Consider the following 15,933-nt stretch of genomic DNA (forward strand, 5'->3'; position numbering starts at 1 on the left):
AGGGGCCTTTTTTTTGCCCTGAATTTGCCATTCGACAAATTCAAACACTTGTTTGAAAGCTCGGCTTGTGCGAAGCTAACAGACAGATCCGTCCAGTCAGGAGTGCCCAATGAGCAGCCAATACCAAGCCCCACTCAGTGATATGCAATTTCAGTTGTTCGATGTTTGGCAAGTCCAGCAGCATTGGCAACAGGTGCCAGCTTTGGCCGAGCAATTGGAGCCAGAAACCGCACAAGCCATTTTGCAGGAAGCAGCGAAGATTTGTGAGCAACAAATCGCCCCACAAAGCCAGCTGGCCGATCAGACTGGCGTTCGGTTGGAGCAGGGAGAGGTCAGCACCCCAGAGCATTACAAAGCTTGTTACCAGGCCTGGTGTGAAGGTGGCTGGGCTGGCTTTAGTGGCGACCCTGAATATGGAGGTATGGGCATGCCCAAGGTGCTGTCGATGATGCTGGATGAAATGATGTGCAGCGCCGACATCGCATTTTCGCTTTATCCTGGGCTCACGGCTGGGGCCTGCGTCACCTTGCAGCAATACGCCAGTGACGAGGTCAAAGCTTTGTACCTACCAAAACTCTACAATGGTGAATGGTCAGCGACCATGTGTTTGACGGAGAGCCATGCGGGTTCGGATCTTGGCCTGATGCGAACTAAGGCAGAGCCGCAGGCCGATGGCAGTTACCACATCAGTGGCAGCAAAATCTTCATCACCGCCGGTGAGCATGATCTTACCGACAACATCATTCACCTGGTATTGGCCAAACTGCCAGATGCCCCGGCGGGCAGCCGGGGTATTTCCCTGTTTATTGTGCCGAAGTTTATTCCCGATGCTGCAGGTCAGCCGGGTACGCGCAATGCGCTGCACTGTGGCTCCATCGAGCACAAAATGGGCATTCATGGTTCAGCAACGTGCGTGATGAACTTTGATGGCGCTGTTGGTTACTTGCTGGGCGATCCGCACAAAGGCCTGGCAGCGATGTTTACCATGATGAATTACGAGCGGTTGGCGATGGGCAGTCAGGGACTGGGGGCCGCCGAGCGCGCCTGGCAAAACGCCCTGGCCTATGCCAATGACCGCTTGCAGGGCCGCATTAGCGAGCGCGATGCCAATAAAGCCGAGCCCATCATCCGCCACCCCGATGTGCAGCGCATGCTCTACACCATTCAATCGCTGAATGAAGCCGGCCGCAGCTTTTCTACCTGGGTTGCCCTGCAATTGGATAAAGCCAAATACAGTGACGACGAACAAGGGCAGCAACTGGCCAACTTGTTGACACCAATCGCCAAGGCCTTTATGACCGATTTGGGTCTTGAATGCACGGTTCAGGCACAACAGGTTTTTGGTGGTCATGGCTACGTGAAGGAATGGGGCATGGAGCAATTAGTACGGGATGTACGGATTGCCCAGATCTACGAAGGGACCAATGGCATTCAGGCCGCTGACTTTCTACTGCGTAAGGTCGCTGGCGACAAGGGCGCAGTGTTGCAGCAGCTGTATCGCGAGATTGAAAGCTGGTTGGATACCAGCAATGTCCTTCATCAACAGTTGGCAAGTTACCTGCTACGATGCCAGCAACTGACCGAGTCTTTGCTTAAGCGAGGCTCTGAGAACAAAGCTCTGCTGGCAGACTACGCTTACGATTTTATGACCTTGAATGGCTATCTGCTGTATGGCTATATGTGGCTCAAGCAAATTGAAGCACTGGAGCGTGCAGAGATTGCTGATGAAACGAAACAACAGAAACAGAAGCTGGCTCACTTCTACTTTGCCAGGATATTACCGCGGGTCGAAACCTTTATTGCCATAATGCAGGATTGAACATCAGAAACCGCTTGAGTTTTCATCACAATTCTATATAATGCGCGTCCGACCTTGTATTAGGTAGGTTTGGCAAGAGGCAACTCTTGCCCCAACAATGCTCCCGATTGGGGAGCAACTGTACTTCGCTGCAAAGGCTCACTCCAATTAGGAGTTGTGCTTTTGTTATTTTTTGCTCTTTTTGCTCTTTGAGGCTTTGATTTATGAGTAATCAAAGGATACGTATCCGCCTGAAAGCGTTCGATCACCGTTTGATCGATCAGTCAACTTTGGAAATCGTTGACACAGCCAAACGTACCGGTGCCCAGGTTCGTGGTCCAATTCCACTGCCAACCCGCCAGGAACGTTTCACTGTCTTGATTTCTCCTCACGTCAATAAAGATGCACGTGATCAGTACGAAATCCGTACCCACAAGCGTCTGATCGATATCGTTGAGCCAACAGATAAAACTGTTGATGCTCTGATGCGATTGGATCTGCCTGCTGGTGTTGACGTTCAAATCAGCCTGGGCTGACAAGACAGGTTTTAAGAGAGGTTTAGGAAATGGCTATCGGTTTAGTCGGTCGTAAAGTAGGAATGACCCGCATCTTCACTGAAGATGGCGTCTCTATTCCTGTTACCGTAATCGAAGCGACACCAAATCGCGTGACTGCTGTTAAGTCTGAAGAGACTGATGGCTACAGCGCGTTGCAAGTGACTGCTGGCACCGTTAAGGCGAATCGCCTGAACAAGCCTGAAGCAGGTCATTTTGCTAAAGTCGGTGTTGACGCTGGTCGTGGTCTGTGGGAATTCCGTCTGGCAGACAATGAAGGCAACGACATCCAGGTGGGTAGCGAGATTACTGTTGAAATTTTCGCAGAAACCAAGAAAGTTGATGTGGTTGGCACATCAAAAGGTAAAGGTTTCGCTGGTGGCGTTAAGCGCTGGAACTTCCGTACTCAGGATGCTACGCACGGTAACTCTTTGTCACACCGTGCCCCAGGTTCGATTGGTCAAAACCAGTCACCTGGTAAAGTATTCAAAGGTAAGAAGATGGCCGGTCACATGGGCGCAGAGCGCGTGACTGTTCAGTCTCTGGAAGTGGTCCGTGTTGATGCTGAGCGTAACATCCTGCTGGTCAAAGGTGCTGTACCTGGTGCCATCGGCGGCGATGTGATCGTGAAGCCTGCGGTCAAAAGCTAACGTCTGGGGAGATAAGTGATGGAATTAGCATTACGGGACGCAAAAGGCGTTCTTGAAGTTTCCGAAGCGACCTTTGGACGTGAGTTTAACGAAGCACTGGTTCACCAGGTCGTTGTTGCGTACGCAGCAGGCGCCCGTCAGGGAAGCCGCGCTCAGAAAACGCGTTCAGAAGTTCGCGGTGGCGGCAAGAAGCCATGGCGTCAAAAAGGTACTGGCCGCGCGCGCGCTGGTACAATCCGCAGCCCTATCTGGCGCAGCGGTGGTGTGACTTTTGCGGCCAAGCCTCAAGATCACAGCCAAAAAGTAAATCGTAAAATGTACCGTGGTGCCATCAGAAGCATTTTGTCTGAGCTGGTGCGCCAGGAACGTTTGATTGTGGTTGAAAACTTCACCGTTGAGACGCCGAAGACCAAAGAACTGGTTGGCAAGCTGAAAGCGATGGAGCTGAAAGATGTGCTGATCGTCACCAACGACGTTGATGAGAACTTGTTCTTGTCTGCACGCAACCTGTACAAGGTTGATGTGCGTGACGTGCACGGTATTGATCCAGCAAGTCTGATTGCCTTTGATAAAGTGCTGATGACAGCTGCTGCGGTGAAACAACTTGAGGAGCTGTTAGCATGATGCGCGAAGAACGTTTGCTGAAAGTAATTCTTGCTCCGCATGTATCTGAAAAGAGCACCATTGCGGCAGAAAACTTCAACACCGTCGTTTTCAAAGTAGCTACTACTGCCACCAAAGCCGATATCAAAGCAGCTGTTCAAAAGTTGTTTGATGTCGAAGTCACTGCAGTAAACACGGTCAACGTTAAGGGTAAAACCAAGCGTACGGGTTTGCGCATGGGCAAGCGTAGCGACTGGAAAAAGGCCTACGTCACCCTGAAAGAAGGCAGCGAAATCGATTTCGTTGGCGGCGCTGAGTAAGAAGAGGAGTTAGGAAATGGCACTTGTAAAGTGTAAACCTACATCACCAGGTCGTCGCCACGTCATCAAAGTGGTTAACCCTGACCTGTACAAAGGCAAGCCTTATGCCCCTTTGTTAGAGAAGAAAAGCAAGACTGGTGGTCGTAACAACAATGGTCGCATTACCACGCGTCACATTGGTGGTGGCCATAAGCAACATTACCGCCTGGTTGATTTCAAGCGCACCAAAGATGGCATTCCTGCCAAAGTTGAGCGCTTGGAATACGATCCAAACCGTACTGCCAACATCGCTCTGGTGCTGTATGCAGATGGTGAGCGTCGTTACATCCTGGCACCAAAAGGCATGAAAGCTGGTGATAGCGTGCAGTCTGGCGTTGACGCGCCAATCAAAGCAGGCAACACCCTGCCGATGCGCAACATTCCGGTTGGTCAGGTTGTGCACAATGTCGAACTGAAGCCAGGTAAGGGCGGCCAGCTGGCTCGTTCAGCCGGTGCTTTTGTTCAGATCATTGCTCGTGACGGTGCTTATGTGTTGCTGCGTTTACGCAGTGGTGAAACACGTAAAGTACTGGCTGACTGCCGTGCAACCATCGGTGAGATCGGTAATGCGGAGCACATGCTGCGTCAATACGGTAAAGCGGGTGCAACGCGCTGGCGTGGTGTTCGTCCGACCGTGCGTGGTGTGGTAATGAACCCGGTTGATCACCCACACGGTGGTGGTGAAGGTCGTACTTCTGGTGGCCGTCACCCTGTTACACCATGGGGCGTACCAACCAAAGGGTACAAGACTCGTTCAAACAAGCGTACTGATAAATTAATCGTACGTCGTCGTGATAAATAATTTGTGAGGAATTGCCATGCCACGTTCTCTCAAGAAAGGTCCATTTATTGACCTTCACTTGCTGAAGAAGGTAGAGAAAGCGTTGGAAAGCGGTGACAAGAAGCCTATTAAGACTTGGAGCCGTCGTTCAATGATCATACCTGATATGATCGGATTGACCATCGCTGTCCATAATGGTCGTCAACATGTACCTGTGTTTGTCTCTGAAGAGATGGTAGGTCACAAGCTGGGCGAATTTGCCCCAACTCGTACTTATCGTGGTCATGCGGCAGACAAAAAGGCCAAGAAACGCTAAGGGGTGAATCATGCAAGCATTAGCTAAACACAAATTTGCCCGTTCTTCTGCACAGAAAGCTCGTCTGGTTGCTGATCAGATCCGCGGACTGCCAGTAGATAAGGCGTTGGATATCCTGACGTACAGCCCTAAAAAAGCTGCACATCTGGTGAAAAATGTCCTTTTATCAGCCGTTGCCAACGCAGAGCACAACGAAGGTGCTGACATTGATACCTTGAAAGTGCAAACCATCTTTGTAGATGAGGCACCTTCAATGAAGCGTATCAAGCCACGTGCTAAAGGCCGTGCTGACCGTATCGTCAAGCGTACCAGTCACATCACTGTGATCGTAGCTGATAACTAGGAGTGAGAAATGGGACAGAAAGTACATCCTAACGGGATTCGCCTAGGTATCACTAAGCCTTGGAGCTCTACCTGGTTCGCGAATTCAAAAGACTTTCCGGACTTTCTGAACGGTGACTTCAAAGTTCGTCAGTACCTGACGAAAGAATTGAAATCAGCGTCAGTTAGCCGCATCGATATCGAGCGTCCGGCCAAGAGCATTCGTGTGACCATTCACACGGCTCGTCCAGGCATCGTGATCGGTAAAAAAGGTGAAGATGTTGAAAAACTGCGCAAGCGCGTCGCGGCTATTGCCGGCGTACCTGCTCAGATCAATATCTCTGAGATTCGTAAACCTGAGCTGGATGCCAAACTGGTCGCTGACAACATCAGCAGCCAGCTGGAGCGTCGTGTGATGTTCCGTCGTGCGATGAAGCGTGCGGTACAAAACGCTATGCGCACTGGCGCCAAAGGCATCAAGGTTGAAGTAAGCGGTCGTTTGGGCGGAGCAGAAATTGCTCGTACCGAATGGTACCGTGAAGGTCGTGTACCACTGCATACATTGCGTGCGGACATCGACTACTCAACTTCTGAAGCTTTGACCACTTACGGTATCATTGGTGTAAAAGTCTGGATCTTCAAAGGAGAAATCCTGGGTCACTTGCCTTTGGCAAACAGCAACACCAACAACACGAATCAGCCTAAAGCGCCGAAGAAAGGTGCCGGCCGTAAAGGTAAGTAGGGGTATTGAGCGATGTTGCAACCAAAACGAACTAAATTTCGTAAAGTGCATAAAGGCCGTAACCGCGGTCTGTCGCAAGTAGGCGACAAGGTTAGCTTTGGTAGCTATGCACTGAAAGCAGTTGAGCGTGGTCAAATGACCTCGCGTCAAATTGAAGCGGCCCGTCGTGCCATGACGCGTGCGGTGCGTCGTGTTGGTAAAATCTGGATCCGTGTGTTCCCAGACAAGCCAATCACCACCAAGCCGCTGGAAGTGCGGATGGGTAGCGGTAAAGGTTCTGTGGATTACTGGGTATGCCAAATTAAACCTGGCAAAGTCCTGTATGAAATGGATGGCGTATCGGAAGAGCTTGCTCGCCATGCGTTCTCCCTGGCCGCAGCCAAGCTTCCATTTAAGACCACCTTTGTTACGCGGACGGTAATGTAATGAAAGCGAGCGAACTGAAAGCAAAAAGCGTTGAAGAGTTGAACGCTGAACTCCTGAGCTTGCTGCGTGAGCAATTTAATTTGCGCATGCAGGCCAGCACAGGTCAACTGGCTCAGACTCATCTGCTGAAGAACGTACGTCGCGATATCGCGCGTGTAAAGACAATCTTGACTGAGAAGGCAGGTGCGTAATGAGTGAACAAAACACCCGTACACTGCAAGGTAAAGTGGTTAGCGACAAAATGGACAAGTCCATTGTTGTAGCCATCGAGCGTCAGGTGAAGCACCCAATTTACGGGAAATTCATCAAGCGCACGACCAAATTGCATGTTCATGATGAAAGCAACCAGTGCAAAGCAGGCGATATCGTCACGATTCGTGAATGTCGCCCACTGTCCAAGACCAAGTCCTGGACGCTGGTGAACGTCGTAGAATCTGCATCCTAAGCAGGGTGAAGATAGAAGCGGCCCGCTAAGGGCCGCTTTTTTTATTGGATAACTACCACTTTAAGCAAAGTGCTGTTATAATCACGCGCCCTTCGTCTATGAGGGGAATTTTTATTTGTATGCAGCTTGGCCCGAAAGGGTCAATTTAAGTGGATAACGGAGCACTAAGATGATCCAGATGCAATCTATGCTGGATGTCGCTGATAACAGCGGCGCTCGCAGCGTAATGTGTATTAAGGTCTTAGGTGGTTCTCACCGCCGCTATGCTGCAATTGGTGATGTCATCAAAGTTACTGTGAAAGAAGCAATTCCTCGCGGTAAAGTAAAAAAAGGTGACGTGCTGAATGCAGTGGTGGTGCGGACGCGGAAAGGCGTACGTCGTCAGGACGGGTCATTAATCCGTTTTGATCGCAATGCAGCGGTGTTGTTGAACACCAAGCTGGAACCGATCGGTACACGTATCTTCGGACCTGTGACACGTGAACTTCGTGGCGATAAGTTTATGAAGATCGTGTCTCTGGCACCAGAAGTACTGTAAGGAGTCACCATGGCAACTAAAATCCGTCGTGATGACGAGGTAATTGTTCTTGCTGGCAAGGACAAAGGTAAAACCGGTAAAGTCACAAAAGTTCTGCTGAGTGAAAACCGTGTTTATGTTTCAGGCGTGAACCTGGTGAAAAAACACCAGAAGCCAGTTCCTGCGTTAAACCAGGCAGGTGGCATCGTCGAGAAAGAAGCCTCGATTCACGTATCAAACGTAGCGATTGTCAATCCGAAAACCGGAAAGGCAGATCGTGTTGGTTTCCGTTTTGAAGATGGTAAGAAAGTACGCTTCTTCAAATCGAATAATGAAGTAATCTAATTGCTATTGGAGTAATACGATGGCGAAACTGCATGAAATTTACAAAGACACCGTAGTTCCTGGACTGATGAAACAGTTCGGCTACACCAGCGTCATGCAAGTCCCTCGGATTGAAAAAATCACACTCAATATGGGTGTTGGTGAAGCAGTTGCTGATAAAAAAATTCTGGAAAATGCCGTAGCAGATTTAACTGCTATCGCTGGCCAGAAGCCGCTTATCACTAAAGCGCGCAAATCAGTTGCCGGTTTCAAAATCCGTGAAGGCTACCCTATTGGCGCAAAAGTCACTCTGCGTGGCGAGCGTATGTGGGATTTCCTGGAGCGTTTGGTATCCATTGCGATCCCTCGTATCCGTGACTTCCGCGGAATTAACCCTAAGTCTTTTGACGGCCGTGGGAATTTTAGCATGGGCGTGCGTGAGCAAATCATCTTCCCAGAAATCGACTACGACAAAGTCGATGCAGTACGTGGTTTGGATATTACCATTACTACGTCAGCAGCTTCTGATGATGAAGGCCGTGCATTGCTTTCTGCATTTAACTTCCCATTCAAGAAATAAGGTGTAGGGTTATGGCAAAAAATTCAATGAAAGCACGTGAAGAAAAGCGTGCAAAGCTGGCAGCCAAATACGCTGAAAAGCGTCACGCACTGAAAGACCTGATTGCAAGCCCAACCACGTCTGATGAAGACCGTTGGTCTGCAGTTCTGCAACTGCAATCGTTACCGCGTGATTCTAGCCCGTCCCGTCAACGTAACCGTTGCCGCGTGACTGGTCGTCCGCATGGGTACCTGCGCAAGTTCGGCATGAGCCGGATCAAAGTCCGTGAAGCGGCAATGCGCGGTGAAATTCCTGGCCTTCGCAAGGCTAGCTGGTAAGAATCACGGGAGTAACGAGCTATGAGTTTACAAGATCCAGTAGCGGATATGTTTACTCGCATCCGCAACGGTCAGTCGGCCAACAAAGTTGCGGTAAAAATGCCTTCTTCGAAGCTGAAGATTGCAATTGCGAATGTATTAAAGACTGAAGGTTACATCGAAGATTTCGCTGTAGCACAAGATGGCAAGCCTGAGCTGGAAGTGACTTTAAAGTATTTCCAGGGCAAGCCTGTAATCGAAACCATTGATCGTGTCAGCCGTCCTGGTCTGCGTATCTACAAGAAACGCGACGCTTTGCCAAAAGTAATGGGTGGTTTGGGTGTTGCTATTGTTTCAACATCCAAAGGGCTGATGACTGACCGTGCTGCGCGCAAGGTTGGGATTGGTGGCGAAATCATCGGCTACGTAGCGTAACGGAGGGGTAATCTATGTCTCGTGTAGCAAAAGCCCCCATTGCTATTCCAGCTGGTGTTCAGATCAATCTGGACGGCCAGAAAGTAGCAGTCAAGGGTAAAAGTGGCGAGTTGACGGTTAACGTCAACCCAGCAGTAGAAATTGTTATCGATGGCGATGTGGTTCGCACCACGCCACGTGAAGGTTTCGCTAACGCTATCGCACAAGCAGGTACAGCCCGTGCTCTGATCAACAACCTGGTGGCTGGTGTCACTGAAGGCTTCACGCGCAAGCTTGAGCTGGTGGGTGTTGGTTACCGTGCCAAGGTCGAAGGCAAAGTACTGAACATGAACCTGGGTTTCTCACACCCGATCAACTTCGCTATTCCAGAAGGGATCACCATTGAGACCCCAAGCCAGACTGAAGTCGTTGTGAAAGGTAGCGATAAGCAGTTGGTTGGTCAGGTTGCTGCGAACATCCGTGCGTACCGTAAACCAGAGCCTTACAAAGGCAAAGGTGTTCGTTACGCTGATGAAAACGTGCGTCGCAAAGAAGCCAAGAAAAAGTAGGGTAGGAAGATGGATAAGAAACTTGCTCGTCTGCGTCGTGCCAAGCGTGTACGCAGAACTATTATCGAACAAGGGGCGAATCGCCTGGTTGTGCATCGTACGCCACGTCACATCTATGCCCAGCTGATCGCACCTAATGCTGAAGTGATCGCGGCTGCGTCCTCTGTTGAGAACAGCATCCGTGAATCTTTAAAGTACACTGGTAACGTTGATGCAGCAGCAGCTGTAGGCAAAGCTGTCGCTGAGCGCGCTGTTGCCAAAGGCGTAACCGCTTGTGCTTTTGACCGTAGCGGCTTCCGGTATCATGGTCGCGTGAAAGCTTTAGCAGACGCGGCGCGTGAAGCCGGTCTTCAGTTCTAGGAGTAGCACATGGCTAACGAAGAAGTGAAACAACAATCTGATTTGCAAGAAAAGCTGGTTGCTGTAAACCGCGTTTCCAAAGTTGTGAAAGGTGGACGTATTTTCAGCTTCACAGCTCTGACTGTAGTCGGTGACGGCAACGGCCGTGTAGGTTACGGTTACGGTAAAGCACGCGAAGTACCTGCTGCCATTCAAAAGGCAATGGAAAAAGCGCGTCGTAACATGACTCAGGTAGAATTGAACGGCCATACGCTGCATCACCCAACTCGTGGTGTGCACTCTGGCTCCAATGTCTACATGCAGCCGGCCTCTGAAGGTACCGGTTTGATCGCGGGTGGTGCCATGCGTGCAGTACTGGAAGTAGCAGGTGTTCAAAACATCCTGTCCAAGTGCTACGGCTCTACCAACCCAATCAACGTAGTTCGCGCCACTATCGACGCTTTGGCTTCTGTGAAGTCACCAGCTCAGGTAGCTGCCAAGCGTGGCCTGCGCGTGGACGATATTCTGGGGTAATCTGCCATGGCTAAAAAGACAGTGAAAGTAACTCAGACCAAGTCCAGCATTGGTCGCTTGCCAAAACACAAAGCTTCGCTGCGTGGTTTGGGTCTGCGTCGTATTGGACACACGGTTGAATTAGAAGACACACCATCAGTTCGCGGCATGATCAATGCTGTGTACTACATGGTTCAAGTGGAGGAGTAAGCGATGTTTTTAAATACACTCTCTCCTGCAGCTGGCGCCAAAAAAGAGAAAAAGCGTCTGGGCCGTGGTATCGGTTCAGGCTTGGGTAAAACCGGTGGCCGTGGTCACAAAGGTTTGAAATCCCGCTCTGGCGGCTCAGTTCGTCCAGGCTTCGAAGGCGGTCAAATGCCTTTGAAACAGCGTTTGCCTAAGTTCGGCTTTACTTCGCGTAAGTCGTTGGTTACCGCTGAAGTCCGTCTGCACGAGCTGACAAAAGTTGAAGGTGATGTGGTTGATCTGAGCACCCTGATGGATGCAAACATCATCCCACGCACCACCAAATTTGCCAAAGTGGTTCTGTCCGGCGAAGTGACACGCCCGTTGACCGTCAAAGGTCTGCGTGTGTCCAAAGGCGCTCGTTCAGCCATTGAAGCTGCTGGTGGAAAAGTCGAAGAATAACAAAAGGATAGTACGTAATGGCTAAACCAGGTTCGGACTTAAAAAGTAAAGGCAGTTTTGGCGAGCTGAAAGCGCGCTTGCTGTTTGTACTTTTAGCCATAGTCGTTTTTCGACTTGGAACTTTTGTGCCAATTCCTGGAATTGACGCCGCCGTGCTAGCTCAGTTATTCGAGCAACAACGAGGCACCATCGTTGAAATGTTTAACATGTTCAGCGGTGGTGCACTTGAGCGTGCTTCTGTGTTTGCGCTTGGCATCATGCCTTACATCTCAGCGTCCATCATCGTGCAGTTGCTGTCGGTGGTGCACCCGCACTTAGCGGAGCTGAAGAAAGAGGGTGAGGCCGGCAAGCGTAAAATTCAGCAATACACACGCTATGGTACTCTTGCATTGGCAACGCTGCAGTCGATTGGTATTGCGACCGGTTTGCCGAATATGATGCCAGGCTTGGTTATCAACCCAGGCTTTGCATTCTATTTTACTGCCATCGTTAGTTTGGTTACCGGTACCATGTTCCTGATGTGGTTGGGTGAGCAGATTACCGAGCGCGGTATTGGTAATGGTATTTCGTTGCTAATCTTTGCAGGTATCGTTGCTGGACTGCCATCTGCTGTAGGTGGCACCATCGAGCAAGCTCGACAGGGCGATTTGCACTTTTTATTACTGGTCGCGATCGTTGTGATTGTGGTGGCTATTACGACCTTTGTGGTGTTCTTTGAACGCGGGCAACGTCGTATCGTGGTGAACTATGCCAAGCGTCAGCAAGGCCGTCAGGTCTTTGCCGCGCAAAGCAGTCATTTGCCATTGAAAGTCAACATGGCTGGGGTTATCCCACCGATTTTCGCATCGAGCATTATTTTGTTCCCTGGTACCATTGCTACTTGGTTTGGTTCAGGTGAAGGCATGGTTGCTAACTTCCTGCAGGAACTGGCATTAACCTTGTCTCCGGGTCAGCCGCTGTACATTATGTTGTATGCAGCTGCCATTATTTTCTTCTGTTTCTTCTACACTGCGTTGGTGTTTAACCCGCGCGATACAGCAGACAACCTGAAGAAATCCGGTGCCTTTATTCCAGGTATCCGTCCGGGTGAACAAACGTCCAGATACATCGATAAAGTAATGACTCGTCTGACACTAGCAGGTGCGTTATACATTACCTTTATCTGTTTAGTACCCGAGTTCATGATGGTTGCATGGAATGTGCAATTCTACTTCGGCGGTACATCCTTGTTGATTATCGTTGTGGTGATTATGGACTTTATGGCACAGGTACAGACTCATTTGATGTCGCATCAATACGATTCTGTGCTTAAGAAAGCAAATCTTAAAGGCGTAAGCCGATAAGAACTTACTGCGGAGTGAAGTCATGAAAGTACGTGCTTCCGTTAAGAAGATCTGCCGTAACTGCAAAATCATCAAGCGCAACAACGTTGTGCGTGTGATCTGCACCGAGCCAAAGCACAAACAACGCCAAGGCTAACGGCAGAAGCAATCGAGTGGGTCAAGCAATTGACCCACGAATTGTTTGCAAAACAGACGCCATTTGAGTATCCTTACGGGCTTTTCAAATCGGCACCCATAAATTTTAAGTGAAGGAGAAGGTTAGTGGCCCGTATAGCTGGCATTAACATCCCCGATAATAAACATGCGGTCATCTCATTGACCTATGTTTATGGTATCGGTAAAACTCGCGCTCAGGCCATTTTGGCAGCAGCGGGTATCGAAGAAAGTACCAAAATCAGTGCATTAAGCGATGCACAGTTGGATACGCTTCGTGAAGAAGTTGCAAAATACACCGTTGAAGGTGACTTGCGCCGTGAAGTGACATTGAACATTAAACGTTTGATGGATCTTGGTTGTTACCGTGGCTTGCGCCACCGTCGTAGTTTGCCTGTTCGTGGTCAGCGTACTAAAACCAATGCGCGTACCCGTAAAGGTCCACGTAAGCCGATTAAGAAATAAGGCAGGTAACTTATGGCTAAAGCACAAGTTCGTACTCGTAAACGGGTAAAAAAGCAAGTTGCAGACGGTATGGCTCATATCCATGCTTCTTTCAACAACACCATCGTCACCATCACTGACCGCCAGGGCAACGCTCTGTGCTGGGCAACTGCTGGTGGTTCAGGTTTCCGCGGCTCTCGTAAGTCCACACCTTTTGCTGCTCAGGTAGCTGCAGAGCGTGCTGGTGTAGCTGCGCAAGAATATGGTGTGAAAAACCTCGAAGTGTTCGTCAATGGTCCTGGACCAGGTCGTGAATCTGCTATCCGTGCATTGAACGGCGCAGGTTTCCGTATCACGAATATCACCGACGTGACGCCTATCCCGCACAACGGATGCCGTCCACCTAAAAAACGTCGCGTGTAATCACAGCGCTTCACGGATTATTGGAGAAAGAAGATGGCTAGATATTTGGGCCCTAAGCTCAAGCTAAGTCGCCGTGAAGGAACGGACCTGTTCCTGAAAAGCGGCGTGCGGGCAATTGACTCAAAATGTAACTTAACAACTGCTCCTGGTCAGCATGGCGCCCGTCGTGGTCGTTTGTCTGATTACGGTATTCAGTTGCGTGAGAAGCAAAAAGTACGTCGTATGTATGGCGTATTGGAAAAGCAGTTCCGTAACTACTACAAAGATGCTGCTCGTATCAAAGGTAACACCGGTGAAAACCTGCTTCAGTTGTTGGAGTCACGGTTGGACAACGTGGTTTACCGTATGGGCCTGGCAAGCACTCGTGCAGAAGCACGTCAGCTGGTCAGCCACAAAGCAATCATGGTGAATGGTCGTGTGGTCAACATCCCATCTTTCACTGTATTGCCAGAACAAGTTGTTTCTGTTCGTGAAAAAGCCAAGAAGCAAGCTCGTATCGCTGCTGCGATGGAGCTGGCTGGTCAACGCGAGAAGCCAACTTGGGTTGAAGTAGACACGACTAAGCTCGAAGGTGTATTTAAGCGTCTTCCTGAGCGTTCAGATTTGTCTGCTGACATCAACGAACAGTTAATCGTCGAGCTTTACTCTAAGTAAAGCGAACCATTAAGAGAGGATACAATGCAGGGTTCTGTCACCGAATTCCTTAAGCCGAGATTAGTTGGGATCGACAAAGTCACTCCAACTCGTGCCAAAGTTACTTTGGAACCACTTGAGCGCGGTTTCGGACATACCTTGGGTAACGCACTTCGCCGTATTCTGCTGTCTTCTATGCCAGGTTTTGCTGTCACAGAAGTTGAGATCGAAGGCGTACTCCATGAGTACAGTTCGAAAGAAGGGGTGCAAGAGGATATCATTGATATTCTGTTGAACCTGAAAGGCTTAGCCTTCCGCCTGGAAGACAAAGATGAAGTCACTCTGACTTTAACCAAAAAAGGTGCTGGCCCTGTGACTGCTGCTGATATCCAGCACGGTGACGGTGTTGTCATTGTCAATCCGGATCATGTCATCTGCCACCTGACCGGCGATACTGAGTTCAGTATGCGTCTGAAAGTTGAGCAGGGCCGTGGTTATGTGCCGGCATCAGCCCGTCTTTCCTCTGAAGACGACGAGCGTCCAATTGGCCGCTTGTTGCTTGACGCTTCCTTCAGCCCTGTAGAGCGCATTGCTTACAGTGTTGAAGCGGCGCGTGTAGAGCAACGCACCGACTTGGACAAGCTGGTTATCGATATGGAAACCAATGGTACGCTTGAGCCTGAAGAGGCAATCCGTCGTGCTGCGACTATTCTGGCAGAACAGCTGGAGTTCTTCGTAGAGCTGCGTGATAAGAGTGAGCCAGAGAAGCGCGAAGAGAAGCCGGAGTTTGATCCGATTCTGTTGCGTCCTGTCGATGACCTCGAATTAACGGTTCGTTCTGCTAACTGTCTGAAAGCAGAGCAAATTCAGTACATCGGTGATCTGGTGCAACGTACCGAGGTTGAGCTGTTGAAAACGCCTAACCTGGGTAAGAAGTCGCTTACCGAAATCAAAGACGTACTGGCTTCACGTGGTCTGTCTCTTGGCATGCGCCTTGAGAACTGGCCGCCAGCCAGTCTGGTAAACAAAGACTAACCGGATCCGGTTCCTGGTTTAGTAAGAAGGAATAGGTCATGCGCCATCGTAAGAGTGGTCGTCAATTAAATCGGAACAGCAGCCATCGTCAGGCAATGTTCCGCAACATGGCAAGCTCGTTGGTGAAGCATCAAATCATCAAAACGACTTTGCCAAAAGCAAAAGAGTTGCGTCGTGTTATTGAGCCTTTGATCACACTGGCTAAAAACGACAGCGTGGCAAACCGCCGTTTGGCTTTTGCCCGTACTCAGGATAAAGAAGCTGTAGGTATCTTGTTCACTGAACTTGGTCCTCGCTACAATGCCCGCCCAGGTGGCTACACACGTATCATTAAGTGTGGTTTCCGTGCCGGTGACAACGCGCCAATGTGTTACATTGAGCTGGTGGACCGTCCAGAAGTGGACGAAGAAGCTGTTGTCGAGGAAGCGGTTGCTGAGTAAGCTTCCCTTGAACAAAAAAACCGGGACCTGTGTCCCGGTTTTTTTATGTCCGAATGGTTTTAGGTCAACAGGCGTCAACTTGTGTTCCTGGCTGCTAAACCTGGTCGCTTATCGAGCAAATTGACCATGAAAACTACGCTTTGCTTAGAAAGTGAGCGCTTGGGTTGGATCCTGCAAAAAAGATCTTGATCGCCTTGTTTGGATCCTTATAATGCGCACCACTGATGACGACGAGGTTACAACGACATCGTCATCCTGCTTCAGAAG

Annotated in this window: 29 protein-coding genes; all 29 read left to right on the forward strand. The window is 49.8% G+C overall.

Annotated features, from left to right (window positions below; all coding sequences use genetic code 11):
• The first annotated feature begins 109 nt into the window (after positions 1-109).
• The 29 genes from Q3O59_RS15625 to rplQ all read left to right on the forward strand — a co-directional run bounded on the left by Q3O59_RS15625 (position 110) and on the right by rplQ (position 15,666).
• Positions 110-1,819, forward strand: a complete 1,710-nt coding sequence (locus tag Q3O59_RS15625) for an acyl-CoA dehydrogenase family protein (protein ID WP_305946471.1) — start codon at positions 110-112, stop codon at positions 1,817-1,819.
• Positions 1,820-2,022: 203 nt separating this feature from the next.
• Positions 2,023-2,334, forward strand: coding sequence for a 30S ribosomal protein S10 (rpsJ, locus tag Q3O59_RS15630; protein ID WP_091344848.1), 312 nt, complete (start codon positions 2,023-2,025; stop codon positions 2,332-2,334).
• A gap of 29 nt (positions 2,335-2,363) precedes the next feature.
• The gene (gene rplC / locus Q3O59_RS15635) at positions 2,364-3,002 is read left to right on the forward strand and encodes a 50S ribosomal protein L3 (RefSeq protein ID WP_305946472.1); all 639 of its coding nucleotides are present in this window, start codon (positions 2,364-2,366) and stop codon (positions 3,000-3,002) included.
• 18 nt (positions 3,003-3,020) lie between these two features.
• Entirely contained in the window at positions 3,021-3,626 is a 606-nt protein-coding gene (gene rplD, locus Q3O59_RS15640; RefSeq protein ID WP_305946473.1) for a 50S ribosomal protein L4, read from the forward strand.
• Positions 3,623-3,925: a 50S ribosomal protein L23 gene (gene rplW / locus Q3O59_RS15645; protein WP_305946474.1), complete on the forward strand. Its 303-nt coding sequence runs from the start codon at positions 3,623-3,625 to the stop codon at positions 3,923-3,925. Before rplD ends, rplW begins: the two co-directional genes overlap by 4 nt.
• Before the next feature lie 16 nt (positions 3,926-3,941).
• Positions 3,942-4,766: a 50S ribosomal protein L2 gene (rplB, locus tag Q3O59_RS15650; RefSeq protein ID WP_305946475.1), complete on the forward strand. Its 825-nt coding sequence runs from the start codon at positions 3,942-3,944 to the stop codon at positions 4,764-4,766.
• 16 nt (positions 4,767-4,782) lie between these two features.
• Positions 4,783-5,061, forward strand: a complete 279-nt coding sequence (gene rpsS / locus Q3O59_RS15655; protein ID WP_019677720.1) for a 30S ribosomal protein S19 — start codon at positions 4,783-4,785, stop codon at positions 5,059-5,061.
• 10 nt (positions 5,062-5,071) lie between these two features.
• Positions 5,072-5,404, forward strand: a complete 333-nt coding sequence (gene rplV / locus Q3O59_RS15660; RefSeq protein ID WP_091344855.1) for a 50S ribosomal protein L22 — start codon at positions 5,072-5,074, stop codon at positions 5,402-5,404.
• A gap of 9 nt (positions 5,405-5,413) precedes the next feature.
• Positions 5,414-6,124: a 30S ribosomal protein S3 gene (gene rpsC / locus Q3O59_RS15665; protein WP_305946476.1), complete on the forward strand. Its 711-nt coding sequence runs from the start codon at positions 5,414-5,416 to the stop codon at positions 6,122-6,124.
• Positions 6,125-6,136: 12 nt separating this feature from the next.
• Positions 6,137-6,550, forward strand: coding sequence for a 50S ribosomal protein L16 (gene rplP / locus Q3O59_RS15670; RefSeq protein ID WP_305946477.1), 414 nt, complete (start codon positions 6,137-6,139; stop codon positions 6,548-6,550).
• On the forward strand, positions 6,550-6,741 hold the full coding sequence (rpmC, locus tag Q3O59_RS15675) for a 50S ribosomal protein L29 (protein WP_091344858.1): 192 nt from the start codon (positions 6,550-6,552) through the stop codon (positions 6,739-6,741). Before rplP ends, rpmC begins: the two co-directional genes overlap by 1 nt.
• Positions 6,741-6,995 carry a 30S ribosomal protein S17 gene (gene rpsQ, locus Q3O59_RS15680; protein ID WP_305946478.1) on the forward strand — a complete coding sequence of 85 codons (255 nt, stop codon included), beginning with the start codon at positions 6,741-6,743 and terminating at the stop codon, positions 6,993-6,995. The genes rpmC and rpsQ overlap by 1 nt, the downstream gene beginning before the upstream one ends.
• Before the next feature lie 169 nt (positions 6,996-7,164).
• Positions 7,165-7,533, forward strand: a complete 369-nt coding sequence (rplN, locus tag Q3O59_RS15685) for a 50S ribosomal protein L14 (protein ID WP_091344860.1) — start codon at positions 7,165-7,167, stop codon at positions 7,531-7,533.
• Positions 7,534-7,542: 9 nt separating this feature from the next.
• The gene (gene rplX, locus Q3O59_RS15690; protein WP_305946479.1) at positions 7,543-7,857 is read left to right on the forward strand and encodes a 50S ribosomal protein L24; all 315 of its coding nucleotides are present in this window, start codon (positions 7,543-7,545) and stop codon (positions 7,855-7,857) included.
• Between the two features lie 19 nt (positions 7,858-7,876).
• Entirely contained in the window at positions 7,877-8,416 is a 540-nt protein-coding gene (gene rplE, locus Q3O59_RS15695) for a 50S ribosomal protein L5 (RefSeq protein WP_305946480.1), read from the forward strand.
• Between the two features lie 11 nt (positions 8,417-8,427).
• Entirely contained in the window at positions 8,428-8,733 is a 306-nt protein-coding gene (gene rpsN, locus Q3O59_RS15700; protein WP_305946481.1) for a 30S ribosomal protein S14, read from the forward strand.
• 21 nt (positions 8,734-8,754) lie between these two features.
• On the forward strand, positions 8,755-9,147 hold the full coding sequence (gene rpsH, locus Q3O59_RS15705) for a 30S ribosomal protein S8 (RefSeq protein ID WP_305946482.1): 393 nt from the start codon (positions 8,755-8,757) through the stop codon (positions 9,145-9,147).
• Between the two features lie 14 nt (positions 9,148-9,161).
• Entirely contained in the window at positions 9,162-9,695 is a 534-nt protein-coding gene (rplF, locus tag Q3O59_RS15710) for a 50S ribosomal protein L6 (RefSeq protein WP_305946483.1), read from the forward strand.
• Positions 9,696-9,704: 9 nt separating this feature from the next.
• Positions 9,705-10,055, forward strand: coding sequence for a 50S ribosomal protein L18 (rplR, locus tag Q3O59_RS15715; RefSeq protein WP_091344866.1), 351 nt, complete (start codon positions 9,705-9,707; stop codon positions 10,053-10,055).
• Between the two features lie 9 nt (positions 10,056-10,064).
• Positions 10,065-10,568: a 30S ribosomal protein S5 gene (rpsE, locus tag Q3O59_RS15720; protein WP_091344867.1), complete on the forward strand. Its 504-nt coding sequence runs from the start codon at positions 10,065-10,067 to the stop codon at positions 10,566-10,568.
• 6 nt (positions 10,569-10,574) lie between these two features.
• On the forward strand, positions 10,575-10,757 hold the full coding sequence (rpmD, locus tag Q3O59_RS15725; RefSeq protein WP_228614798.1) for a 50S ribosomal protein L30: 183 nt from the start codon (positions 10,575-10,577) through the stop codon (positions 10,755-10,757).
• Positions 10,758-10,760: 3 nt separating this feature from the next.
• Positions 10,761-11,195: a 50S ribosomal protein L15 gene (gene rplO / locus Q3O59_RS15730; RefSeq protein ID WP_091344869.1), complete on the forward strand. Its 435-nt coding sequence runs from the start codon at positions 10,761-10,763 to the stop codon at positions 11,193-11,195.
• Positions 11,196-11,212: 17 nt separating this feature from the next.
• Positions 11,213-12,538 (forward strand): preprotein translocase subunit SecY, encoded by a 1,326-nt coding sequence (gene secY / locus Q3O59_RS15735; RefSeq protein ID WP_305946484.1) that lies wholly within the window; start codon positions 11,213-11,215, stop codon positions 12,536-12,538.
• A 22-nt stretch (positions 12,539-12,560) separates the two neighbouring features.
• Positions 12,561-12,674 (forward strand): 50S ribosomal protein L36, encoded by a 114-nt coding sequence (gene rpmJ, locus Q3O59_RS15740; RefSeq protein WP_305946485.1) that lies wholly within the window; start codon positions 12,561-12,563, stop codon positions 12,672-12,674.
• Between the two features lie 125 nt (positions 12,675-12,799).
• On the forward strand, positions 12,800-13,156 hold the full coding sequence (gene rpsM / locus Q3O59_RS15745; protein ID WP_091344872.1) for a 30S ribosomal protein S13: 357 nt from the start codon (positions 12,800-12,802) through the stop codon (positions 13,154-13,156).
• Between the two features lie 12 nt (positions 13,157-13,168).
• Positions 13,169-13,558 (forward strand): 30S ribosomal protein S11, encoded by a 390-nt coding sequence (gene rpsK / locus Q3O59_RS15750; RefSeq protein WP_091344873.1) that lies wholly within the window; start codon positions 13,169-13,171, stop codon positions 13,556-13,558.
• Positions 13,559-13,591: 33 nt separating this feature from the next.
• Positions 13,592-14,212: a 30S ribosomal protein S4 gene (rpsD, locus tag Q3O59_RS15755; protein WP_305946486.1), complete on the forward strand. Its 621-nt coding sequence runs from the start codon at positions 13,592-13,594 to the stop codon at positions 14,210-14,212.
• Positions 14,213-14,236: 24 nt separating this feature from the next.
• A complete protein-coding gene (locus Q3O59_RS15760) occupies positions 14,237-15,226 on the forward strand; it encodes a DNA-directed RNA polymerase subunit alpha (protein WP_305946487.1) in 990 nt (329 codons plus the stop codon).
• 38 nt (positions 15,227-15,264) lie between these two features.
• Positions 15,265-15,666 (forward strand): 50S ribosomal protein L17, encoded by a 402-nt coding sequence (rplQ, locus tag Q3O59_RS15765; RefSeq protein WP_305946488.1) that lies wholly within the window; start codon positions 15,265-15,267, stop codon positions 15,664-15,666.
• Positions 15,667-15,933: the final 267 nt, after the last annotated feature.

The organism is Alkalimonas delamerensis (genome assembly GCF_030717955.1).
Lineage (GTDB): Bacteria > Pseudomonadota > Gammaproteobacteria > Enterobacterales > Alteromonadaceae > Alkalimonas > Alkalimonas delamerensis.